The organism is Acinetobacter sp. TW_SC_4 (genome assembly GCF_054861205.1).
Genome location: NZ_CM142174.1, coordinates 20,443 through 44,457 on the forward strand (window position 1 = coordinate 20,443; position 24,015 = coordinate 44,457).

General features: G+C 43.7%; 17 protein-coding genes, 2 tRNA genes and 3 rRNA genes. 15 read left to right on the forward strand and 7 right to left on the reverse strand.

The annotated features are described in order from the left end of the window. Positions 1–70 precede the first annotated feature (70 nt). Together grpE and ACWM1W_RS00090 are read right to left on the reverse strand one after the other, a co-directional pair. Entirely contained in the window at positions 71–613 is a 543-nt protein-coding gene (gene grpE, locus ACWM1W_RS00085) for a nucleotide exchange factor GrpE (protein WP_448765328.1), read from the reverse strand. A gap of 721 nt (positions 614–1,334) precedes the next feature. Further along, positions 1,335–1,835 carry a hypothetical protein gene (locus ACWM1W_RS00090; RefSeq protein WP_448765326.1) on the reverse strand — a complete coding sequence of 167 codons (501 nt, stop codon included), beginning with the start codon at positions 1,833–1,835 and terminating at the stop codon, positions 1,335–1,337. A gap of 213 nt (positions 1,836–2,048) precedes the next feature. On the opposite strand from ACWM1W_RS00090, the gene ACWM1W_RS00095 reads away from it, so the two are divergent. Next, entirely contained in the window at positions 2,049–3,119 is a 1,071-nt protein-coding gene (locus ACWM1W_RS00095) for an alpha/beta hydrolase (RefSeq protein ID WP_448765325.1), read from the forward strand. Positions 3,120–3,164: 45 nt separating this feature from the next. Here the strand turns inward: ACWM1W_RS00095 and ACWM1W_RS00100 are convergent, their stop codons facing one another. Continuing rightward, entirely contained in the window at positions 3,165–3,836 is a 672-nt protein-coding gene (locus ACWM1W_RS00100; RefSeq protein WP_448765324.1) for an acetoacetate decarboxylase family protein, read from the reverse strand. 104 nt (positions 3,837–3,940) lie between these two features. Between ACWM1W_RS00100 and ACWM1W_RS00105 the strand changes: the two genes are divergently transcribed. The 10 genes from ACWM1W_RS00105 (at position 3,941) to ACWM1W_RS00150 (ending at position 14,974) form a co-directional block, all read left to right on the forward strand. After that, on the forward strand, positions 3,941–4,513 hold the full coding sequence (locus tag ACWM1W_RS00105; protein WP_448765323.1) for a peptidylprolyl isomerase: 573 nt from the start codon (positions 3,941–3,943) through the stop codon (positions 4,511–4,513). Positions 4,514–4,942: 429 nt separating this feature from the next. After that, positions 4,943–6,480 (forward strand): 16S ribosomal RNA (locus ACWM1W_RS00110). A gap of 61 nt (positions 6,481–6,541) precedes the next feature. After that, positions 6,542–6,618, forward strand: a tRNA-Ile gene (locus ACWM1W_RS00115). A 61-nt stretch (positions 6,619–6,679) separates the two neighbouring features. Next, positions 6,680–6,755: transfer RNA gene (locus tag ACWM1W_RS00120), tRNA-Ala, on the forward strand. 379 nt (positions 6,756–7,134) lie between these two features. Continuing rightward, positions 7,135–10,026 (forward strand): 23S ribosomal RNA (locus ACWM1W_RS00125). Positions 10,027–10,256: 230 nt separating this feature from the next. Then, positions 10,257–10,371: ribosomal RNA gene (gene rrf, locus ACWM1W_RS00130) — 5S ribosomal RNA — on the forward strand. Together the 16S, 23S and 5S rRNA genes with 2 tRNA genes alongside form the textbook arrangement of a ribosomal RNA operon. Before the next feature lie 329 nt (positions 10,372–10,700). After that, complete coding sequence (locus tag ACWM1W_RS00135; RefSeq protein WP_166137440.1) at positions 10,701–12,065, forward strand: MFS transporter; 1,365 nt, start codon at positions 10,701–10,703, stop codon at positions 12,063–12,065. 366 nt (positions 12,066–12,431) lie between these two features. Beyond that, positions 12,432–13,781 (forward strand): aromatic acid/H+ symport family MFS transporter, encoded by a 1,350-nt coding sequence (locus ACWM1W_RS00140; RefSeq protein ID WP_448765316.1) that lies wholly within the window; start codon positions 12,432–12,434, stop codon positions 13,779–13,781. A gap of 41 nt (positions 13,782–13,822) precedes the next feature. Continuing rightward, positions 13,823–14,641, forward strand: coding sequence for a hypothetical protein (locus ACWM1W_RS00145; RefSeq protein ID WP_257224672.1), 819 nt, complete (start codon positions 13,823–13,825; stop codon positions 14,639–14,641). Positions 14,642–14,650: 9 nt separating this feature from the next. Then, positions 14,651–14,974, forward strand: coding sequence for an ankyrin repeat domain-containing protein (locus tag ACWM1W_RS00150; RefSeq protein ID WP_180105309.1), 324 nt, complete (start codon positions 14,651–14,653; stop codon positions 14,972–14,974). A gap of 59 nt (positions 14,975–15,033) precedes the next feature. Here the strand turns inward: ACWM1W_RS00150 and ACWM1W_RS00155 are convergent, their stop codons facing one another. Both ACWM1W_RS00155 and ACWM1W_RS00160 read right to left on the reverse strand, forming a co-directional pair. Further along, entirely contained in the window at positions 15,034–15,585 is a 552-nt protein-coding gene (locus tag ACWM1W_RS00155; protein WP_175966493.1) for a type 1 glutamine amidotransferase domain-containing protein, read from the reverse strand. A gap of 350 nt (positions 15,586–15,935) precedes the next feature. After that, positions 15,936–16,628 (reverse strand): TIGR04219 family outer membrane beta-barrel protein, encoded by a 693-nt coding sequence (locus ACWM1W_RS00160; protein WP_448765315.1) that lies wholly within the window; start codon positions 16,626–16,628, stop codon positions 15,936–15,938. Positions 16,629–16,758: 130 nt separating this feature from the next. Here ACWM1W_RS00160 and ACWM1W_RS00165 point away from each other — a divergent pair, with 130 nt between their 5' ends. The 4 genes from ACWM1W_RS00165 (at position 16,759) to zupT (ending at position 21,296) form a co-directional block, all read left to right on the forward strand. Continuing rightward, on the forward strand, positions 16,759–18,207 hold the full coding sequence (locus ACWM1W_RS00165; protein WP_448765314.1) for an aldehyde dehydrogenase family protein: 1,449 nt from the start codon (positions 16,759–16,761) through the stop codon (positions 18,205–18,207). A 593-nt stretch (positions 18,208–18,800) separates the two neighbouring features. Beyond that, entirely contained in the window at positions 18,801–20,276 is a 1,476-nt protein-coding gene (locus ACWM1W_RS00170) for a sodium-dependent transporter (RefSeq protein ID WP_340835036.1), read from the forward strand. A 10-nt stretch (positions 20,277–20,286) separates the two neighbouring features. Then, entirely contained in the window at positions 20,287–20,397 is a 111-nt protein-coding gene (locus ACWM1W_RS00175; RefSeq protein WP_004780392.1) for a methionine/alanine import family NSS transporter small subunit, read from the forward strand. Positions 20,398–20,480: 83 nt separating this feature from the next. Beyond that, on the forward strand, positions 20,481–21,296 hold the full coding sequence (gene zupT, locus ACWM1W_RS00180; protein WP_179992896.1) for a zinc transporter ZupT: 816 nt from the start codon (positions 20,481–20,483) through the stop codon (positions 21,294–21,296). Positions 21,297–21,358: 62 nt separating this feature from the next. On the opposite strand, the gene rsmB is transcribed toward zupT, so the two are convergent. Both rsmB and fmt read right to left on the reverse strand, forming a co-directional pair. Further along, positions 21,359–22,663 (reverse strand): 16S rRNA (cytosine(967)-C(5))-methyltransferase RsmB, encoded by a 1,305-nt coding sequence (gene rsmB, locus ACWM1W_RS00185; protein WP_448765313.1) that lies wholly within the window; start codon positions 22,661–22,663, stop codon positions 21,359–21,361. Then, positions 22,660–23,622, reverse strand: coding sequence for a methionyl-tRNA formyltransferase (gene fmt / locus ACWM1W_RS00190; RefSeq protein ID WP_104426821.1), 963 nt, complete (start codon positions 23,620–23,622; stop codon positions 22,660–22,662). Before fmt ends, rsmB begins: the two co-directional genes overlap by 4 nt. Between the last annotated feature and the right edge of the window lie 393 nt (positions 23,623–24,015).

Sequence of the window (24,015 nt, forward strand, 5' to 3'; positions counted from 1 at the left end):
TATGAGAGCCGTTCAATTTTTTTCAAGTAAATTTTTAGAAAAAATTTCACAAACTCCCGATTTATTTCGCTTAAGCGCCAACCATGACCATTGCAGGACGTAATAAACGACCATTAAGGGCATAGCCTTTTTGCAAGACTGTACCGATTTCATTAGATTTGGCATTTGGATCAATGCCGACTGCTTGATGCAATTCAGCATTAAAACCATTTGCGGTATCAACTGCGACTACACCAAATTTCTCTAGTGTATTGAGCAACGCTTTCAGCGTCAGTTCTACGCCTTCCCGTAACGGGCCTTGTTCTTCACCCGCAGCGAGAATTGCACGTTCCAGGTTATCTACAGTTTCTAACAGCTCCTTAGAGAACTTTTCCAAAACAGTATCTTTATGCTTTTCTGATTCGCGCTGAATGCGTTCTACACTTTTTTGTGCCTCATATACGGCATTTGCAGTACGTGCTTTTTCCAGTTTTAAATCGCCTTCAAGCTGTGCGATTTGTTCCTGTAAAGACTCAACGGTAACTTCAGCTTGTTCAGGTTCAGCTTGAGCTGTTTGTTGTTCCGTTTGCTCTTGCTCAAGTTCTTGAGCTTGATCGTTTTGCTCAGTCGCCATTGATTTACTCCGTTTAAATGGGTTCTTAAACATGTACAGTCCTTGGGCGTCAGAGTTAACTGCGTTAATACTGAACTGCCATGATTGAAATTTTTAATTATTTAAAGAAATCGGGGCAGGGGCAAAAAATTCAAGCACAAGTACAGATTAATTTTAAGATTTATTTGGATTTAATGACTTTAATAAAAGCAGCATCGTATTTTTAGATAGAAATAATAATTTTTATCTGTTTTAAATATTTTTAAGACAGGTGCATCATAGCGTCATTAACAGCGACCTTGTTCTGAGGAGAGAGCTGAACCAGGTTGCTGTTGCCTTATTTTTTAAACTGTTTTTCCAGTCAGATCCCTCACACAGGGTCCGGCTTTTTTTTGTCCAGATTATTTTTTAGACATAAAAGCGATTAATAACTAAGCAATAAAGTATTACACAAAAAATGAGTAACGCTATATTATTCATTTCAGATTCTATCGCTGTAGTTTCTTCTCTTTTTTAGAAATGTGTTTTCGTGGCTTATCTTTTCTCTAGATAAGCCTTTTTTTGCCTGAAATTTGCTACGGTTTTCGACTTATAAAATGGGATCATCTTCATCAAGACTATGCTGATTGAAAACATTTCTTCTATTCAAAGAAAATAGCTTGGATGAGATCAAAATAATAAAACTGCGCCTATAAAAAAGCTCCGATTTAAATCAGAGCCTCTCTTTTTATTTATATTCTACCTAATCGCGACGATTACGTGGTCGCTGCTGTTCCTGTTTACGTCGCTGATCATTCCAGCGTGGATTATTGGAGCGGTTTTGCTGAACCTGTTTACGCTGCTGTTCTGCCACTTTTTTACGTTGTTCCAACTGCTGGCGACGTTTACGCTCGGCCTGAGCCTGTTTCTGACGCTGATTACTCAGATTCTTGCGTTGCTGTTCCAGACGTTGTCGTTCCAGCTGAGTTTTACGACGATCCAGTTCTATTTGCCGACGCCGTTCCTGTTCCCAGTTACGCTGCTGAATATTTTTGCGACGTTCCAGTTCCAGTCTCTTACGCTGCTGTTCGTATTCCCAGCGCTGCCGGTCATAGCGGCGGTCTTGATCATAACGATAGTCATAACCTCGATCGTGACGGTCATAACGTCCGTCATAATAACCATCATCAGGAAAAGCCACACAGCCTACGGCTAAAGCTAAAAATGCAGTGGCTAAGGATACCGTTATTATTTTTATCGCCATAAGCTATCTCCTTTTATACAGACTTCTACATCAAAGTCGCAAAAGTGCTGTAAAAATCTCACTTAAACTATCAATGACATCTGATTAAATTCAGGTTAGCGTATTTGGCAGATGAGCTATGTACATTGATATTAAGACTTATATAAGAATATGGTCACTAAAACCCTGATCATGTAGAAAAAATGAAGAATTATGGGAAAAGGATGAAAACTCATGGGTGCGAATAATCCGGTCACGAAATTTGTAATGGATAAGGGGCAGGGTGCTGCAGCACGTTTGCTGGATTGCCTGCCGAGCTTTGCACAAGAACGTCTGGTAAAAGCATTGGATTATCCTTATGACTATCCTGATTTGGATCCTTATATAAAATGCTTGATGGCGACTCAGATCAAACAGGGACAGCACAGTTTTATTAGTGAAGATGCGGTGCAATCACGTCAACTGTTTGATGAACGCATGAAAGCTATTCAGGCAAAACCGACACCGGTCAAGGCAGTCGAGGATCTGCGTCTGCCATTGCAAAATGGCACTATCTTTGCCCGACATTATCATCCGGCACCACAGAAAAAATTGCCGATGGTCATTTTCTATCATGGCGGTGCATTTATAGTGGGTGGTCTGGATACACATGATGAGTTCTGCCGTTTATTGGCGGTGCATGCCAAGGTGCAAGTGCTCAGCGTGGCTTATCCGCTAACGCCAGAATACAGTCCTTTGCAGATGGTACAGGTCTGTGAAGATGCTCTGGCTTGGGTACATCAAAACATCAAGCAGTTGAAAATCTATAAAAACCAGATTGTAGTGGCAGGGGATAGTGCAGGTGGAAATCTGGCGGCAGTGGTTGCGCAGCGGAGTGCCGATAAAATCTATGCGCCTCGCGCACAGTTATTGCTTTACCCGGCTGTCGATTTTAAAAGCCGTCATCCTTCTTTTTATGCATACAATCAAGGCTTGGTACTTTCAGCTCAGGATATTGATCTGGTGACCAAGCTATATGCTGAAACACATCAAGTCGAACTGGACGATCCGCTGATTTCACCGACCTATGGTGAACTGAAAAATCTGCCACCTGCCTATGTGATCACTGCCCGTCATGATGTGTTACATGATGAGGGTTCAATCTATGCACTGAAGTTACGTGAGAATGGGGTACGAGTGTATTATCAGGAATATACGGATCAGGCACATGGTTTTATCAATCTGACCCCAATTCATAAACGTTCGAAAAAGCAGGTCATCGAACTCAGCAAGAATTTCCGTAAATTTCTAGACAAAAAGATCTGATTCAAAAATAGATGTAAAAAAGGTGTTTCACGTGAAACACCTTTTTTATTTTTTATGGATCTTGGCTTCTGGAAAGACCAGATTAAATTTAGGCACATAAAAGCTTTGTAAATATTTAGCCTTAGAAAAATCCGGAAATATATTCTGAGTATCTTGCCACTCTGCCTGAGTAAGCTTGGATAAATAACCGCGGAATTGAGGGCTAAACTGATAATGTTGGGATTTCCAGGTTTGCCGGATTTTTAGCATGGAGCTTGGAAGATGATGACTATTTAAATAGAAGGAACGAGGAGATTTAGGTTTTTTAAGACGAAGCGTCATGCTTTGCCCACGATAAGTAATGCGGCAAATCGTTTCCTGTCCCTGTTCTTGCCAGTCAAACTCTGCATATTCTTTAGGAATGCCCCACAAGTGCTGACCATGCACAATAGATTCATGAGTAGAGACATAAATTTTCGGAATAGTCGAAAGACGCCGTCTGCTAATTAAAGGATGATCCATAATGAGCAATTCATCATAAGGGCCCACAGGAGAATGATGATAGCGCACCAATAGAACCTGAACGACACGGCCGAGTGGAGATGGCGCAATCCGAAAACCTTGAAATTCACGAATGAAATGAGGGGTAATCCAGTAATTCAGAATAAAACCCTCTCCCTGCAAATGCCAAGGCGGAAATTGATGGATACTTTTCTCCTGTAGTAATGCATGGCTCATTATTATTCTCTTGTCTTTAGTCGGCAGGTCACTGCATTATTAGTCATGAAAGATTAATATGTTGTGAATCTCAACCTTTCTTTATCAGTAGATGAGTTAAAAAAATGTTAAAAAAATCATTATCTGCTATCGCGTTGATCGCATTTAGCTTGCCAAGTTTTGCTGCCAATACCCTGATTGAGATGAAAACCTCATCCGGTAATATCGAAATTGAACTCTTTAATGACAAAGCACCAATTACGGTGAAAAACTTTGAAGAATATGTCAAAAACAACTTCTATACAGGAACCATTTTCCATCGGGTCATTCCAGGCTTCATGATTCAGGGCGGAGGCTTTGATCTCAACATGCAGGAAAAAGCCAATAATAAAGCTTCAATCAAGAATGAATCAGATAATGGTTTGCAAAACAAACGTGGCACTTTGGCTATGGCACGTACTAATGATCCTAATTCGGCTAAAGCGCAGTTCTTTATTAACCTGGTAGATAACAGTTTTCTGGACCGTTCACCAAGAAATGCTGGATATGCGGTATTTGGGCGGGTTACTAAAGGTATGGAGGTAGTCGATAAGATCGCTCAAGTACCTACTAAGAACTATGGCATGCATCAGGACGTCCCGAAAACAGCAGTAAAAATTAACAGTGTGACCATTAAAGCACCAAGCGTGAAAAAGTAAGTGAAAAATAAAACATAAATGTTTTGTTCGTATTTTCTTTGGAATATTATGAACTTATGTGACAAATGGTAGAAAAATGAACCAATTTGGTGCATAAAAATGAAACAGTCATGATTGGTGTGCGTTAAAAGCACTTGCTTGTGTAGGAAATTGCCCTATAATGAGCTCATACCGACGAGATAGACGGAAACGAGCGAAACGCGAAGCGTTGAGTTTATCGAAGTCCAGCTTCTGGCATTGACGAGATGTTAGAAAGATCATTAAGAGATTATGAAGAACAACTTGTGTGGATTTTTACTGGTTGATTGATCGAAATTATTTTCATTGATTGATTGGTTTAAATTACTCGAAGTTTATTTGAGCGAAATTTAAGTCAGAAAATTGATGAGCCAAGTTTAAGAACTTTACTTATAAAGTTTGAAATGATTTTAACTGAAGAGTTTGATCATGGCTCAGATTGAACGCTGGCGGCAGGCTTAACACATGCAAGTCGAGCGGGGATAGGGTGCTTGCACCTGATTCCTAGCGGCGGACGGGTGAGTAATGCTTAGGAATCTGCCTATTAGTGGGGGACAACGTTCCGAAAGGGACGCTAATACCGCATACGTCCTACGGGAGAAAGCAGGGGATCTTCGGACCTTGCGCTAATAGATGAGCCTAAGTCGGATTAGCTAGTTGGTGGGGTAAAGGCCTACCAAGGCGACGATCTGTAGCGGGTCTGAGAGGATGATCCGCCACACTGGGACTGAGACACGGCCCAGACTCCTACGGGAGGCAGCAGTGGGGAATATTGGACAATGGGGGGAACCCTGATCCAGCCATGCCGCGTGTGTGAAGAAGGCCTTTTGGTTGTAAAGCACTTTAAGCGAGGAGGAGGCTTACCTGGTTAATACCTGGGATAAGTGGACGTTACTCGCAGAATAAGCACCGGCTAACTCTGTGCCAGCAGCCGCGGTAATACAGAGGGTGCAAGCGTTAATCGGATTTACTGGGCGTAAAGCGCGCGTAGGTGGCTAATTAAGTCAAATGTGAAATCCCCGAGCTTAACTTGGGAATTGCATTCGATACTGGTTAGCTAGAGTATGGGAGAGGATGGTAGAATTCCAGGTGTAGCGGTGAAATGCGTAGAGATCTGGAGGAATACCGATGGCGAAGGCAGCCATCTGGCCTAATACTGACACTGAGGTGCGAAAGCATGGGGAGCAAACAGGATTAGATACCCTGGTAGTCCATGCCGTAAACGATGTCTACTAGCCGTTGGGGCCCTTGAGGCTTTAGTGGCGCAGCTAACGCGATAAGTAGACCGCCTGGGGAGTACGGTCGCAAGACTAAAACTCAAATGAATTGACGGGGGCCCGCACAAGCGGTGGAGCATGTGGTTTAATTCGATGCAACGCGAAGAACCTTACCTGGCCTTGACATACAGAGAACTTTCCAGAGATGGATTGGTGCCTTCGGGAACTCTGATACAGGTGCTGCATGGCTGTCGTCAGCTCGTGTCGTGAGATGTTGGGTTAAGTCCCGCAACGAGCGCAACCCTTTTCCTTATTTGCCAGCACTTTGGGTGGGAACTTTAAGGATACTGCCAGTGACAAACTGGAGGAAGGCGGGGACGACGTCAAGTCATCATGGCCCTTACGGCCAGGGCTACACACGTGCTACAATGGTCGGTACAAAGGGTTGCTACTGCGCGAGCAGATGCTAATCTCAAAAAGCCGATCGTAGTCCGGATCGCAGTCTGCAACTCGACTGCGTGAAGTCGGAATCGCTAGTAATCGCGGATCAGAATGCCGCGGTGAATACGTTCCCGGGCCTTGTACACACCGCCCGTCACACCATGGGAGTTTGTTGCACCAGAAGTAGCTAGCCTAACTGCAAAGAGGGCGGTTACCACGGTGTGGCCGATGACTGGGGTGAAGTCGTAACAAGGTAGCCGTAGGGGAACCTGCGGCTGGATCACCTCCTTAACGAAAGATTGACGATTGGTAAGAATCCACAACAAGTTGTTCTTCATGACGATGTATCTGAGGGTCTGTAGCTCAGTTGGTTAGAGCACACGCTTGATAAGCGTGGGGTCACAAGTTCAAGTCTTGTCAGACCCACCACTAACGACAAGCAAGCAATTGCAGAGTGAAGAAATCAGAGACATTGACTTATTGATAAGCTGGGGACTTAGCTTAGTTGGTAGAGCGCCTGCTTTGCACGCAGGAGGTCAGGAGTTCGACTCTCCTAGTCTCCACCACTCATTGCGATGCAATGAGTTAAACATTAAGCAAACGGTTTGATAGCTTATAGAGCTTAGTAAGAAAGCGGCGTATAATGCGCGGCATTGTTATTAATCTCTGTGATTTATCACAGTAATGCAGTCCGACGAGGATGCATTAAATCATTAACAGAATATATTTGAGTTGAAATAATTTGTTCATACTCATGCAAGAGCGGAAACAAGAGATCGCAAGATTGATTGTTGAAGTGATTGAATGAGAACTAGCGAAATTAACTGAATCAAGCGTTTTGGTATATGAATCTAATTGAAGCTGTACAGTGATTAAGTTCACAAGATCGCAAACAACTACGTTGCTACACTGACTTGTAGGTGTAACGACTGTTTGGGGTTGTATAGTCAAGTAATTAAGTGCATGTGGTGGATGCCTTGGCAGTCAGAGGCGAAGAAAGACGTGATAGCCTGCGAAAAGCTCCGGGGAGGCGGCAAATATCCTGTGATCCGGAGATGTCTGAATGGGGAAACCCACCGGCTATAAGGTCGGTATCATAAACTGAATACATAGGTTTATGAGGCGAACGCGGAGAAGTGAAACATCTCAGTATCCGTAGGAAAAGAAATCAATTGAGATTCCCTCAGTAGCGGCGAGCGAAAGGGGAACAGCCCATTAAGTCATATCAGTTTTAGTGGAATGCTCTGGGAAGTGCAACCATAGTGGGTGATAGTCCTGTACACGAAAGGGCTGATATGATGATGTCGAGTAGGGCGAGGCACGTGAAACCTTGTCTGAATATAGGGGGACCATCCTCTAAGGCTAAATACTCCTGACTGACCGATAGTGAACCAGTACCGTGAGGGAAAGGCGAAAAGAACCCCTGTGAGGGGAGTGAAATAGATCCTGAAACCGCATGCATACAAGCAGTGGGAGCCACTTTGTGTGGTGACTGCGTACCTTTTGTATAATGGGTCAGCGACTTATATTCAGTAGCGAGGTTAACCGAATAGGGGAGCCGTAGAGAAATCGAGTCTTAATAGGGCGTATAGTTGCTGGGTATAGACCCGAAACCGGGTGATCTATCCATGAGCAGGTTGAAGGTTGGGTAACACTAACTGGAGGACCGAACCCACTGTCGTTGAAAAGCCAGGGGATGACTTGTGGATAGGGGTGAAAGGCTAATCAAACTCGGTGATAGCTGGTTCTCCCCGAAAGCTATTTAGGTAGCGCCTCGGACGAATACCATTGGGGGTAGAGCACTGTTTCGGCTAGGGGGTCATCCCGACTTACCAAACCGATGCAAACTCCGAATACCAATGAGTACTATCCGGGAGACAGACTGCGGGTGCTAACGTCCGTAGTCAAGAGGAAAACAATCCAGACCGCCAGCTAAGGTCCCTAAATCATAGTTAAGTGGGAAACGATGTGGGAAGGCATAGACAGCTAGGAGGTTGGCTTAGAAGCAGCCACCCTTTAAAGAAAGCGTAATAGCTCACTAGTCGAGTCGGCCTGCGCGGAAGATGTAACGGGGCTAAAACTATGTACCGAAGCTGCGGATTTGCAATTTATTGCAAGTGGTAGGGGAGCGTTCTGTAAGCCGATGAAGGTGGATTGAGAAGTCTGCTGGAGGTATCAGAAGTGCGAATGCTGACGTGAGTAACGACAAAACGGGTGAAAAACCCGTTCGCTGAAAGACCAAGGGTTCCAGTCCAACGTTAATCGGGGCTGGGTGAGTCGACCCCTAAGGCGAGGCCGAGAGGCGTAGTCGATGGGAAATTGGTTAATATTCCAATACTTCAGTGTAATGCGATGAGAGGACGGAGAAGGTTAAGTCAGCCTGGCGTTGGTTGTCCAGGTGGAAGACAGTAGGCATGCATCTTAGGCAAATCCGGGGTGCTCTATGCTGAGAGTTGATAGCAAGCCAGTTTACTGGTGAAGTGGCTGATACCATACTTCCAGGAAAAGTCTCTAAGCTTCAGTTACACTGGAATCGTACCCGAAACCGACACAGGTGGTCAGGTCGAGTAGACCAAAGCGCTTGAGAGAACTCTGCTGAAGGAACTAGGCAAAATGGTACCGTAACTTCGGGAGAAGGTACGCTGCCGGCGGTGATAGGACTTGCTCCTTGAGCTGTTGGCAGCCTCAGAAACCAGGCCGCTGCAACTGTTTATTAAAAACATAGCACTCTGCAAACACGAAAGTGGACGTATAGGGTGTGATGCCTGCCCGGTGCTGGAAGGTTAATTGATGGGGTTAGCGTAAGCGAAGCTCTTGATCGAAGCCCCAGTAAACGGCGGCCGTAACTATAACGGTCCTAAGGTAGCGAAATTCCTTGTCGGGTAAGTTCCGACCTGCACGAATGGCATAATGATGGCGGCGCTGTCTCCAGCAGAGGCTCAGTGAAATCGAATTCGCCGTGAAGATGCGGTGTACCCGCGGCTAGACGGAAAGACCCCGTGAACCTTTACTGCAGCTTGACATTGAACTTTGATCTTACTTGTGTAGGATAGGTGGGAGGCTTTGAAGTGGTGACGCTAGTTGCCATGGAGCCGTCCTTGAAATACCACCCTGGTAATATTGAGGTTCTAACTCTGCTCCCTGATCGGGAGCGAGGACCATGTCTGGTGGGTAGTTTGACTGGGGCGGTCTCCTCCTAAAGAGTAACGGAGGAGTACGAAGGTGCGCTCAGCGTGGTCGGAAATCACGCGTAGAGTATAAAGGCAAAAGCGCGCTTAACTGCGAGACCCACAAGTCGAGCAGGTACGAAAGTAGGTCTTAGTGATCCGGTGGTTCTGTATGGAAGGGCCATCGCTCAACGGATAAAAGGTACTCTGGGGATAACAGGCTGATACCGCCCAAGAGTTCATATCGACGGCGGTGTTTGGCACCTCGATGTCGGCTCATCTCATCCTGGGGCTGAAGCAGGTCCCAAGGGTATGGCTGTTCGCCATTTAAAGAGGTACGCGAGCTGGGTTTAGAACGTCGTGAGACAGTTCGGTCCCTATCTACCGTGGGCGCTGGAAATTTGAGAGGATCTGCTCCTAGTACGAGAGGACCAGAGTGGACGAACCTCTGGTGTACCGGTTGTGACGCCAGTCGCATCGCCGGGTAGCTATGTTCGGAAGGGATAACCGCTGAAAGCATCTAAGCGGGAAGCCTACCTCAAGATAAGATTTCCCCGAGACTTTATGTCTCCTAAAGAGCCGTTGAAGACTACGACGTTGATAGGTTGGATGTGGAAGCATAGCGATATGTGAAGCTGACCAATACTAATTGCTCGTGAGGCTTGACTATACAACACCCAAGCAGTTGTATATAAAGCGTCAATTGATTTCATATTGATCTAACGATCAGACGAAAACTTGATTTAGTTAAGCTAATCGAACAAATGAGAGTATAATTAAGCACTGCTTAGTTCTACTCGCAAGAACTCAGATATTCTGTTAATAACTCATTTGGAAAAAGCATTGGCATACACTGAAAAGTGAGACATAAGACCAAAGCAAGTATCCATAAACAGTTGTGCTGGCGACCATAGCAAGAGTGAACCACCTGATCCCTTCCCGAACTCAGAAGTGAAACCTCTTAGCGCTGATGGTAGTGTGGGGTCTCCCATGTGAGAGTAAGTCATCGCCAGCTCATTATTCCAAAAGCCCTCTGCTCATGCAGGGGGCTTTTTTTTGTGCGTGGGTTTCTAGGAAAAGAAGTAAATAACCTCCTAATCATGCCTAGATAATAAAAATATAAATAACGTGAAAAATATAATTAATTAACTTCGCCTTATTTTCTTATTGGTCTGTCTAAAAAATATTCGATCTACGACTTTAGCCTAAATTTTATTAAAAACATCTAACTTGGTAAGTTTTGCAGTAGACAAGGTTTAAAGAATCATCCATTTTATATACAAAAGTGAATGAACGTTCATTTTTTCATAGAATAAAAAAGCTCACAATTGGAGGTGAGGAAAAATGACAGCAACAACAGTGAATGTGAATGCTGTAGTGGATGAAGCAAAGTTTAAACCTTTTCATTTAAAGATCGTACTTTGGTGCGTATTTGTCGTTATTTTTGACGGTTATGATCTGGCAATCAACGGTGTTGCTTTACCCCTACTGATGCAAGAATGGAATATGACGGCAGTTCAGGCCGGAATGCTTGCAAGTACCGCTCTGGCGGGCATGATGTTTGGTGCCATGCTCTTCGGTATGCTGGCAGATAAAATTGGACGAAAAAATGTCATCCTGATTTGTGTGACTTTATTCAGTGGGTTTACGTTCTGGGGCGGTTTTGCCTCTGGTCCGACTGAATTTGGTATCCTGCGTTTTATTGCGGGCTTAGGTATTGGCGGTGTTTTACCGAATCTGGTCGCGCTCACTTCTGAATATGCGCCACAAAAAATGCGCAGCACTTTAGTGACCACCATGTTTAGTGGTTATGCAGTCGGCGGGATTATGGCTGCGTTATTAGGTGCCTGGTTTACCCCAAGTTTTGGTTGGGAAATCATGTTCTATATCGCAGGTATTCCATTATTGGTGCTACCTATACTGTATTTGTATTTACCAGAATCTTTAACTTTCCTGGTAAAAAAACAGCAAAATGAGAAGGCCAGTAAAATTGTTCAGCAGATCAGTCCTGAGCAAAATGTCACTGCAAGTACCCAGTTTGTACTGAATGAAGTGCATGCGCCAGATGCTTCAATTGCCGCTTTATTTAAGCAGGGCCGTAGCATGAGTACTTTATTATTCTGGTGCTGCTTCTTTATGTGTCTGCTTATGGTCTACGCATTGGGTAGCTGGTTACCAAAACTGATGATGGCAGCGGGTTATTCTTTGGGTAACAGCTTAATGTTCCTGATGGCCATGAATATTGGTGCAGTGGTCGGAACCATTGGTGGTGGTATTCTGGCAGATCGTTTCCATCTGAAACCCGTCATTATTGGCATGTTCCTGTTAGGTGCAGTTTCACTGGTTGGATTAGGCTTTAACTCTCCACAGGCTGTGATCTATCTGTTAGTCGCTGCTGCAGGTGCTTCGGCAATTGGTAGTAGTATTCTGCTCTATAGTTTCGTGGCTCAGTACTATCCATTGGCAATCCGCTCTACTGGTATTGGTTGTGCGTCCGCAGTCGGTCGGGTAGGGGCAATCGTTGGTCCAATTATTATTGGATTCCTGTTGGGTATGGAGCTGCCACACAAAATGAACTTCCTGGCAGTTGCGATTCCAGCCATTATTGGCGCGATTTCAGTGGCTATGATTGTACGTAAAGATCTGAATGCAGAACGAAATGCTGAGACCTTATTGGCGAAACAGAAGCTGAATTCTATTAAAACCTAGTCACTTTTTGCCAATCAACTTGCTATAAATCTAAATTGAGTCAAAAGATCCCTTTCATAAGAAAGGGATTTTTTGTTTAAAGTATAAAAATCATTCATAAAAAATCGAATAAATCAAAAAATCATTGGTCTATAGACTATTTATATAGGCATTTTAATAGGAATAATAAATGTCTAAATATTCAATTATTTAGCTTTAAGAAAATGTGATAAATCACACAAATAGCCGCTATTTTATGGTTGAAATTGCTCCATCATTTGGTCTTATTGTGCGCTAAATCTCACTTGCGTATATTGCTAAAACTTGAATATTCCCCCGGATATTCAAAAAGATTTTATGGACAAGTACTCATGGGAGATGAGAACGATGACAACGGAAACAGTAGATATAAATTCTGTAGTCGATAATGCGAAATTTACGCCTTTTCACTTCAATGTAGTTGCTTGGTGTTTACTCATTATCTTGTTTGACGGCTACGATTTAGCAATCAATGGTGTTGTTTTACCTTTATTAATGCAGGACTGGGGCTTAAGTGCCGTTCAAGCGGGAATGCTTGCCAGTACTGCGCTTGCCGGCATGATGTTTGGCGCGATGATCTTTGGTTCTCTGGCAGATAAAATTGGCCGTAAAAAAGTCATCATGATCTGTATCGTATTATTCAGTGGCCTGACCTTTGCTGGCGGTTTTGCTTCAAACCCGACTGAGTTTGGTATTTTACGCTTCCTTGCCGGCCTGGGCATTGGTGGTGTAATGCCAAACCTGGTGGCACTGACCTCTGAATATGCACCACAAAAAATGCGTAGTACTCTAGTGACGACCATGTTTAGTGGTTATGCGGTAGGTGGTGTAATGGCTGCCTTATTAGGTTCATGGTTTACCCCAAGTTTTGGTTGGCAAATCATGTTCTTTATCGCAGGTATTCCATTATTCTTATTACCAGTGATCTGGAAATTCCTGCCAGAATCTTTAGCCTTTATCGTCAAAGACAACAAACAGGAAAAAGCACGTCAAATTGTACGTCGTTTGGCTCCAAATCTAAGCGTTACAGACACTACCACCTTTAAACTGCCACAGGAAAATGTACCTGAAGCAGCAAACGTGGTGAGCCTGTTCCGTCGTGGCCGTGCCGTAAATACGTTATTGTTCTGGGTTGCTTTCTTCACTTGCCTACTAACCATGTATGCGCTGAGCAGCTGGTTACCGAAGCTGATGATGGCAGCGGGTTACTCAATGGACAATAGCCTGATGTTTATGATGGCGATGAACGTGGGTGCAGTAGTTGGTATTGTCGGTGGTGGTATTTTGGCTGACCGTTTCCACCTGAAACCGGTATTGATGTTCCTCGGTATGATGGGTGCGATTGTGATGAGCTCAATGGGCTTTGCATCTAACCAGTTCCTGCTTTACATCCTGGTGTTCCTGGCTGGTGCAGCATCAATCGGTTCGCAAATGTTGCTATACAGCTATGTTGCACAATTCTACCCGTTGGCAGTACGTTCGACAGGTATTGGCTGGTCATCTGCGATTGGTCGTATGGGTGCGATTGTTGGCCCGATCCTGATTGGTGGCTTACTGGGTATGAACCTGCCTGCACACTTTAACTTTATGGCGGTCGGTTTACCGGTATTGATTACAGCGATTGCAGTTGCTCTGATCATGCATGATGATGAATCTGAAAAGATTGGCTCAGCAGATACCGTTCTTGCAAAAGCTTAAAATCAAGTTTGAAATAAGAAGCCTCCGAAAGGGGGCTTTTTTTGTTCACATCTATAGTATTATGTCTAAAATTTAATCAAAAAATACTATTTATGTTTAATTCAAATTTAACTTCGAATGATACTCAGATAGAGACTAATAAACTTATCTTGGAATTAAAAAGAGTAATAGAAAAAGAATTCAATGCTAGTGATTGGAGTGAAATTGCTCTTTTAGTTAATGCGGATCAAATAGTCCATAATCATCCTAGGCTGCTAAGAAGTTTGAGTTTTGGGGATGATGATTATGGTGCTAATATTATTGATGTTTTAAGGGCAATTAGTTTAAAAAACCCTCATTACTTACAAACAATTAAAGACTATCTAGATCACAAATACCATGATGAAAATACTCTATATGTATCGCATCAAGTAGCTACAAATAAAATTACATTTTCTCCTTCAGTATTTAGTGTACCCAGTGTAGATTTAGAAAATGATTTAATAGCTGTAATGATGCCTTTTTCAGGTTTTGATGGTGTCTATTCTTCTATTAAAGAGGCTGCTAAAGGATCCAATTTTAGATGTTTAAGAGCGGATGATATTTGGGATAACAGTACGATCATTCAGGATATATTTGATTTAATATTTAGGGCTCGAGTAGTAATTGTCGATTTCAGTGGTAAAAATCCAAATGTCATGTATGAAACAGGAATTGCACATACTTTAGGTAAACTAGTTATTCCAATTGCTCAAAGTGTAAGTGATATTCCATCTGATATGATTCATCATAGATCTCTAATCTATTTAAAGAATGGGGAAGGGTTAAAAAATTTAGAAAGTGAACTGTGTAAAAAGCTAACTCAACTAAATTACCATTAGGAAATGACTATGGAATTCAATTCTATCTCCCCAATCCCTGAAGATGATGAAGAACTGCATCTTCCTGAACTGGTGTACTGGGCTTCAGTCGGCGACGTTGAACAGGTCGAGCAGGGCTTACAAGAAGGTCTGGACGTCAATTCTGCCGATGAAGAAGGCTATAGCGCTTTGCAGGCAGCTGCTGAAAATGATCATCTGGAAGTAGTGAAACTACTGGTGAGCAAAGGCGCAGATGTCGATCATCGCAGTACCTATACCGCTTTGGAACTGGCAGAAATGGCCGGCAATAAAGATGTAGTGGCTTATCTGAAAAGCCTGAAAGGTGGCATTTAAATAAAATAAGATCAAGAAAATAAAAAAGCCTCCCGATGGAGGCTTTTTATAGTGTGAACTTAGGCAGCATCGCCTTCCAGCTCTTTTAAGATGGCATCATTGAAAGCAGGAATATCATCCGGATTACGTGAAGTAATCAGCACCCAGTCGCCAGTATTGCAACGATGAACCTGTTCATCGACCCATTTACCACCGGCATTTTCCAGATCCAGTTTGATGCTCTTATACGAGGTCAGGTTTTTATCCTTAATTCGCTGTGCATCAATCAGAACCCATGGCCCATGACAGATTACGGCAATCGGTTTTTGCTGATCAGCAAAATGCTGTACGATTTTCTGGGCAGATTCATTGATTCTTAGCGTATCTGCATTCACAGTGCCACCAGGAACAACTAAGAGATCATAATCATCTAGCGTGACATGATCAAAACTGGTATCAGGCGTATATGAGGTAGCAGCTTTAGTATCGCCTTTTACAGTCGCCACCTCTTCATTTTTTTCTGCCGCATGAATCACTTCAAATCCTTTGGATTTTAGAAAATTTAAAGGCTCGACCAGTTCATCATGTTCAACGCCTTGGTTTGAAGTAATAAAGAGGACCTTTTTTACCATGATTGCTGTTCCCAAAAAATGTGAGGATTTTCAGATTAACAACAAAGTGATTCTTACAATGTTGGATTTTTAGCTCGGAACTGTTAAACAATGCGAAGAATTTATAGATAAAAAAAGCCCCAACATCCTGTTGGGGCTTTTTTCGTATCTCGTGTCTAGGTATAACTCCTGTCGTACCTCACGTCCTGGTGCACTACTTTATTCTTCTTGTTTTTAGGTATTTGAGCTTCCTGCTCTGGATATTTGTAGAATAGTCTGAACCTGAAAGCTGGCATAGACGTCGATGACATCTATCTTTGTACGTCTGGGCTTACAGGGTGAAGACCAATTTTCATAAGTCATTATATTCCTTAGAAGTGTATATCTAAGCCGATATAAGGGCCTTTAAATTCCAGTTCCAAATCTGGCGCATTATTTTGTTCGGCATCAATATTCATGATGCGATAGCCGACTTTAGCCCCTACATCGACCAGCAGGTTATCAATAAAGTCATATTGCAGTTCAGCCTGAACATCAGTCTTTTTAATATCGCTACCATGACTGTAAACCGCTTCAGCTTTAGCACTCATGCCAGTAAATGGCAGTTTTACCCCAGCTGTAGCATAGAGTAATGGACTGTATTCATCTAGATCGTACTGAGTCAGGGCACCTGCATTCAGATTTCTGACTGTACCATCCAGATTGGTCAGACCAGCACCGATATCAGCATGCACAATGGTATCCAGCAGTTCGTAATACAGAATATAGTCGATATTATTAAGTTCGATATCGGCAGCATTCAGCGGGGTGCTTTGTTCGCTATTGCTGTCCAGATTCACATATTTGATTTTGGCATTTGGCAGTAGTGGTACTGGATGTTCAAATGCGACAGAGAGTTGTGCCGTGCCTTGGCGATCCAGGTCCTGTTTGCCGGCATTGGCAGACTGGCTATAACCGTCAAAATTCCAGTAGCTGGCATCTACTTTAAGACCAATCACATCCGCATGGCCTATGCTGCTCAGTCCTAATCCTAGTAATAATGCAGTGAATAATTGTGTACGCATTTCTAATTTTCCTTACGCTTTCTTTAAATTGAGCGATTTTGTTACCTAAATACATCTTCTTAAACGTAATCAGTAAGTGCATGATATAGGTAATTTCTAAAATGTATATGCTAATGTGAAGGGCAGAGTAATGGGATCGACAGCAGCACAACATCATCAAGACTATCCATTATATGTGGCAGGACAGCCGGTACAAACGGGTGAATGGCTGGAGGTGAAACATAAATATAGTCAGGAGCTTTATGCACGTGTCGCGCTGGCAGATGCTGAAACTTTAGAAAAGGCAATTCAGTCTGCGACTCAGGCAGAAGCAGAAATGGCAGCATTGGAACCTTTCCAGAAACAGAAAATTCTGCTGCATTGTGTGAAGCGGTTTAATGAAATCCGTGAAGAACTGACTGAAATCCTGATTGCCGAAGGTGGCAAGCCACGTAAAGCAGCCGGTGCAGAAGTAGAGCGTTTGATCAATACTTTCCAGATTGCGGCAGATGCGGTCACCCAGATGGATCAGGGCCGTATTTTGCCTCTGGCAGTCACCGCTGCAGCTTCAGGCTATCAGGGCATGGTGAAACAGGTACCGATTGGTGCTGTATCCCTGATTAGTCCGTTTAACTTTCCATTAAATCTGACTGCACATAAAATTGCGCCGGCAATTGCTGCAGGTTGTCCATTCGTGTTGAAACCGGCGAGCCTGACTCCAGTTTCAGCCTTAAAAATTGCCGAGATTCTGGCAGAAACTGATTTACCGAAGAATGCCTTCTCAGTTCTGCCATGTCCACGTGATCTGGCGGATGTACTGGTTACAGATGACCGTTTTAAATTGCTAAGCTTTACCGGTTCCGATGTCGTGGGCTGGGATATGAAAGCTCGTGCCGGCCGCAAAAAAGTCACACTGGAACTCGGTGGCAATGCCGCAGTGATGATTGAGCCAGATACTGAACTTAGTGAACAGCTGATTGACCGTCTGATTGGTGGCGCTTATGGTCATGCAGGGCAGGTGTGTATCAGTGTGCAACGTATTCTGGTGCATCAGGATATTTTTGAAGAACTGAAAGACAAGCTGGTTCAGAAACTGCAACATCTGAAAGCCGGTGATCCGGATCTGGAAACGACTTTGCTGGGGCCAATGATCAAGGAAGCTGAAGCTAAACGTTTGTATCGCTGGATGGAAGATGCCGTAGCGCAAGGTGCCAATGTACTGACTGGTGGTGAAGTGAAGGGTGCGATGTTTGAACCGATTCTGTTGGAAAAGGTAGATCATCAACTGGAAATTTACCGTAATGAAGTTTTCGGTCCGGTCGCCATTATTGAAGCTTATAGCGATTTTGAATCAGGAATTGCCTGTATTAATAGCAGTCGTTTTGGTCTGCAAGCCGGCATCTATACCCAGAATCTGCAGAAGATGATGTATGCCTGGGATCATCTGCATGTCGGCGGTGTCATCATTAATGATATTCCGTCATTCCGTGTTGATAATATGCCTTATGGCGGTGTCAAGGATTCCGGTCTGGGTCGTGAAGGTATTCAGTCTGCCATCCGTGATATGCAGGAAGAACGTATGCTTGTCATCAAATGTTAAGCTGACCGAATCAATCAGTACAGTTCCATAATCGGCATAAGGCAGGCCGGTTGTGGAATTTTGCTTTTTATTGCTTAAAAAGGTAGCAGAGTAAGCAGAAAATATAGACTGAACAAATTAAGACACAGCTCTGTTTTTATTCAGAAGAAAATAAGTGAAGAAGGTATAAAAATACTTTTTCAATCTCTATTTAACACTTGATGAGTTAAGAGCGAAAAATTGCTTGAAAACTGTAGTAAAACTTAAAAACAATACATTCCAAAAAGTTTGTATACATATAACTAATAAAAGCAAGAGCTCAGCGTAGAATTATTGAGCATTTGATAAGAATAGATTATAGAAAAAGAATGTTTTAAGCAGAAATTACAGAAAAAATTTGAAAAAGTCAGTATTGTTGAACCATCTACAAGGTCGGCCTTCTGCTCAGACTTTAAGCAAGCTGTCCGGCTAGCTGACCTGTTTGTATATTAGAGTTCGATGCCCAAAAGGTATAACTCTAATTCAAACACCCGAAATAATTGAAATGCTTCTTCAGTGCTCGCGACATAACCATAACAAGCAGTATTGAATGAAGTTTAAAGTTTAGGTGTTCTATGACAGATACTCGAGAGAATTGGTCGGCACGATCAGGATTTATTATTGCAGCCATTGGCTCTGCCGTTGGTTTGGGGAATATTTGGCGCTTTCCATACGTTGCCTATGAAAACGGCGGCGGGGCATTCTTGATTCCTTATCTGATTGCGATTTTTGCAGCAGGTTTACCTCTATTATTTTTAGATTATGCAGTCGGACATAAGTTCCGCAAAGCACCACCGATGGCCTATAAAAAACTCATGAATGCAGAATCTCTGGGTTGGTGGCAGGTCATGGTGACCCTGATCATCGGGATTTATTATGCCAGCGTCCTGTCTTGGGCCGGCAGCTATATGATTTATTCCTTTGGGCAGCAATGGGGCACAGATACTCAAGCCTTTTTCTTCAATAGCTACCTGCAAAATGGTGAGGGCCTGACCTTCGGTTTCGTCCCTGTACTGTTCTTTGGTCTGGTGATCGTTTGGGCAGCCGTGATGCTGATTCTTTACGGTGGGGTACGCCGTGGGGTGGAACTGGCGAATAAAATCTTTATGCCTTTGCTGGTAATTTTATTCACGATTCTGGTGATTCAGGCGGTACGTTTACCGGGTGCAATCGATGGCTTAAATGCCTTCTTTACCCCAAACTGGGAAGCCATGACCAATTATAAAGTCTGGCTGGCTGCTTTTGGTCACATCTTCTTCTCACTCTCAGTGGGCTTCGGGATTATGTTGACCTATGCCTCTTACCTGAAACGTAAAACAAACCTGACCGGTTCAGGTGTCGTGGTGGCATTAGCTAACTCGTCTTTTGAAATCCTGGCAGGTATTGGGGTTTTTGCAGCACTTGGTTTTATGGCGTTCAGTTCAGGTGCAAAGGTTGAAGATGTAGTCTCTGGTGGTATCGGTCTGGCCTTTATTGCCTTCCCGAAAATCATTTCCAGCTTAGGTGCAGGTGGTGATCTGTTTGGCTTCCTGTTCTTTGGTTCATTGACTGTAGCCGGTATTACTTCCATGGTGAGTATCCTGCAGGTGCCAATTGCGGCATTCCAGGACAAACTTGGCTGGTCGAAGAACAAGTCAGTGACGATTATTGCGGGTGGTTCAGCAGTTGTATCCACCTTAATGTTCTCGACTCATAGTGCCATTACCTTTGTCGATATCATTGACTACTTCGCTAATAACATTGGTATTGTGGGTGGTGGTCTGTTCTCGATTATTTTATTGTCCTGGTTCCGTCGTCCATTGATGAAACAGCTGGAAACACATGTGAACGAGTTTGCCAGTCTGAAACTGGGTGGCAGCTGGAAATTCATGCTGACTGTGATCACGCCCTTATCTTTATTATCGGCATTAGGTTTAACCCTGAAATCAATCATGGCAGAAGGTTATGGTGACTATCCTGCAAGTACACTATGGATGATTGGTGGGGGCACGATTGCATTCTTTATTCTGGGCGCCATTCTGTTCAGCCTAGTTAAAGATCGTCATAGTTAGGAGAACGAATATGAATACATCTGCATTAATTATGATGATTTTCTCCATGGTTTTATTATGGGGTGGTCTGGCACTGGCTGTCATGCATCTGGCAAAAAATCCAGAAGAACCAGAAGACTAAAAATCTTCACATAAACACATTGTTGCTGTAAATGAAAGTCATTATCATCTTTGGTGATAATGACTTTTTTTATGGGCAGACTTATGGGAATTGCTCCCGTTACTGATGCACAAGTCTATACTGCTTTTGCAGTGACATTTTTAGCAGGTCTGGCTACCCTGGTAGGTGGGGGATTGGTGCTGTTCTTGAAAAAACCGAATTACCGGGTTTTAGCCTTCGGACTGGCCTTTGCTGCGGGAGCAATGATCTATGTCTCGCTCACAGAAATTTTAAATAAATCTATTAGTTCTTTTAGCCTGGCTTTTGATGAAAAATCCGGTTTTGCTTATGGCACCTTTGCCTTTTTATTGGGTGTGGTACTGGTCTTATTGCTGGATCGATTCGTTCCTAATCCGCATGAAACCATTGAGGCACAATCGAAACAGGATCTGAGTCAGCCGCAATTACTAAGAACAGGACTACTGACGTTATTTGCGATTAGTGCACATAACCTGCCAGAAGGATTGGCGACTTTTTTTGCGACGCTGGAAAGTCCTGCACTGGGTGCACCATTGGCGGTTGCCATTGCGATTCATAATGTGCCTGAAGGTGTTGCGATTGCATTACCGGTTTATGGTGCAACAGGCCGTAAAGACTATGCACTTGTGGCCAGTCTGGTTTCAGGCCTTGCTGAACCTCTGGGCGCTGCGCTGGGTTATTTCATTCTGGCGCCGTATATGAGTCATACCATTTATGGCATGGTGTTTGGGATTATCGGTGGGGTGATGGTTTATCTGGCACTGGATGAACTCTTGCCGACTGCAAAACGTTTTTCTAAAGGTCATGAAACCGTTTATGGTCTGGTCAGTGGGATGGCGGCACTGGCGACCAGTCTAGTGATTTTTAAATTTGTACAATAAAAATTTCAAATCAAAACAATAAAAAAGGCAGCCGAAGCTACCTTTTCTTTTAGCAACTTAATTTAAGCTGTCTTTTCAATCCGGCAATAGAAGAAGCCATCGCCTTGACCGGTTTTAGGGAGAAGCTGACGACCATGGATCTGTTCAATGCCCCAATCGGCTTCGATTTTGATTTCCTTAGCATCTGCATGTTTGCTAAAGAAATCGACCATCTGCTGTTCATTTTCGGCTTTGAGAATTGAGCAGGTGATATAGAGCAGGGTGCCGCCAACTTTCAGTTGCTGCCACATATTTTCCAGAATCTGCTTTTGTAACTCCACCGTCTGGGTAATATCAGTTGAATGACGTAACAGGCGAATATCTGGATGGCGACGCATTACACCGATAGCTGAACACGGCGCATCCAGTACGATACAGTCCGGCTGTTCCGGTGCCTGCCAAGTGATGGCATCTGCGGCTTTAATTTCAACGTGTTCGCCTTCCAGTAACAGACGTTCAAGATTTTCAGTGACACGTGTTAAACGCTTGGCATCCTGATCAAGAGCAATCAGTTTACGCGGCTGATATTTTTCTAGAATATGCGCCGTTTTACCACCCGGTGCTGCACAGGCATCAATCACAAACTTGTCATCGATATCTGGCAACAAGGTAGCGCAAAGCTGGGCATGTTCATCCTGTACCGAAAAACCGCCGACATCAAAACCAGGTAAGTCAGGTACCTGTACATTGGCATCGAGAATAATACCGACTTTGGAAACAGCACAGGCATGGGCAGGAATTTCGTGCTCTTCCAGAATTTCCAGATAGTCTTCACGGCTAACCTGACGTTCATTTACGCGCAAGGTGAGTGGAGCAATCTGCTTTAACTCATGACTCAGTTCAGTGAGCTGTTCTGGCCAATCTTTTTTCAGACGTTTAAAGAGCCAGCTTGGCAGGCCATGAGCCTGATCCAGTGCTGCCTGAAATTCAGATGTTTCACGTGAAACACGGCGCAGGATAGCATTGACTACACCACTTAAAGCCTGATAACCAAGTTGCTTTACTGCAGTCACGGTTTCAGAAATGGCAGCATGCGGCGCAATCCGGGTTTCCAGTAACTGGTATAGGCCGACATAGAGACAGGTTTCAACCGTGTCATTATTTAAAGGTTTGACCAGCAGAGGCAAGGTAATACTTTTAAGTGCATACCATTGACGCAAAGTACCCAATACCAGTTCATGGAACAGGGCACGGTCACGGTCGGCCACTTTCCTTAAATGCAGGGGCAAGATGCTAGCCAGAGATTGTCCTTGCTGTACAGCAAGTAAGGTACGAATCACTTGGGCACGCAAGTTAAGGTGAGATGTGCCTGATTCAGAATGACTCATGCCAATAATTGTCCTACATGTAATTTTTGGGTCTGGTTAATTTGTACCGGATTGAGCGGTTTACCGCCCGGCCATTGCAGTGAAGTTAAACACACTGCTTTCTCATCACCACAGGCTACATGCACACCCTGTTTATCAATCGCCAGAATCGTACCAGCGGCATGACAGTGCGCATTTTTTTCTGAAAGTATCGAACCCCAAACCCGCAGGTTGTTATTTTCATCCAGAGGAATAAAAGCGACTGGCCAAGGATTAAAGGCACGGATATTACGGTCAATATTAGAGGCAGTACAGCTCCAGTCAATTCGGGCTTCTGCCTTAGACAGCTTATGAGCATAGACGGTAAGTTCTTCGTCCTGCACTTCCCGGGCAGCTAAATACTGTTGTAATTTTTCTTCAGATTCCAGTACCGCTACAATTGCTTCAGCACCTTGAGCAGCCAGTTTATCATGCAGGCTGGCTGAGGTATCTTCTGCAGTAATTGGACATAAGGTTTTATACATCATGTCACCAGTATCCAGCCCTGCAGCCATTTTCATGATGGTCACGCCAGTTTCGTGATCACCTGTTGCAATTGCACGTTGGATCGGCGCAGCACCACGCCAGCGTGGCAGCAGTGAACCATGAATATTCAGGCAACCATATTTGGGCGTATCCAGAACCACTTGCGGCAAAATCAGACCATAGGCAGCTACAACCATCACATCAGCATTCAACGCTTTCAGCTCAGCCTGAGCTGCCAGACCTTCTTCAGTTGAAGACTTAAAATGAAGTGGCTGATACACCGGAATGTCATGTTCAAGCGCCAGCTGTTTCACAGCAGAAGCAGTAAGTTTCTGACCACGGCCGGCTTTACGGTCCGGCTGAGTATAGACCGCCACAATTTCATGATCGGTTTTGAGAAGCGCAGCCAATGCAGTTGCTGCAAATTCTGGTGTGCCTGCAAATATGATTTTCACACATGAAATTCCAAATAAACTTGGCAGCTATTATAAGCTAAAAGCCAAATGGCCGCCTAATCTACAATGCACTTAACTGTTACAGCGATTATAGATTCCTACTTTTAATTAAATTTTATATAAAAAAAACTCATGCAAATTCTAAAAATTATTCATGAAAGTTTTGTATTGTCCGATCCATGATGGCGGTATAGTAGCTTTATTAAGAGATTTTTATTGTCAGCTCACCGAGACCTCTCTATAGACATTTTTGTCTGCATCTACAACGAATAGGTCATCTTGTAAAACAATGGCTTGTAGTATGATAGGTCTAACATTCGACTGATTTAAGCTCATTGTCAGTATGATCTAGCCAGAGTGAACCTTTTTCGGTTCATTCCAAGCTCAAACTTT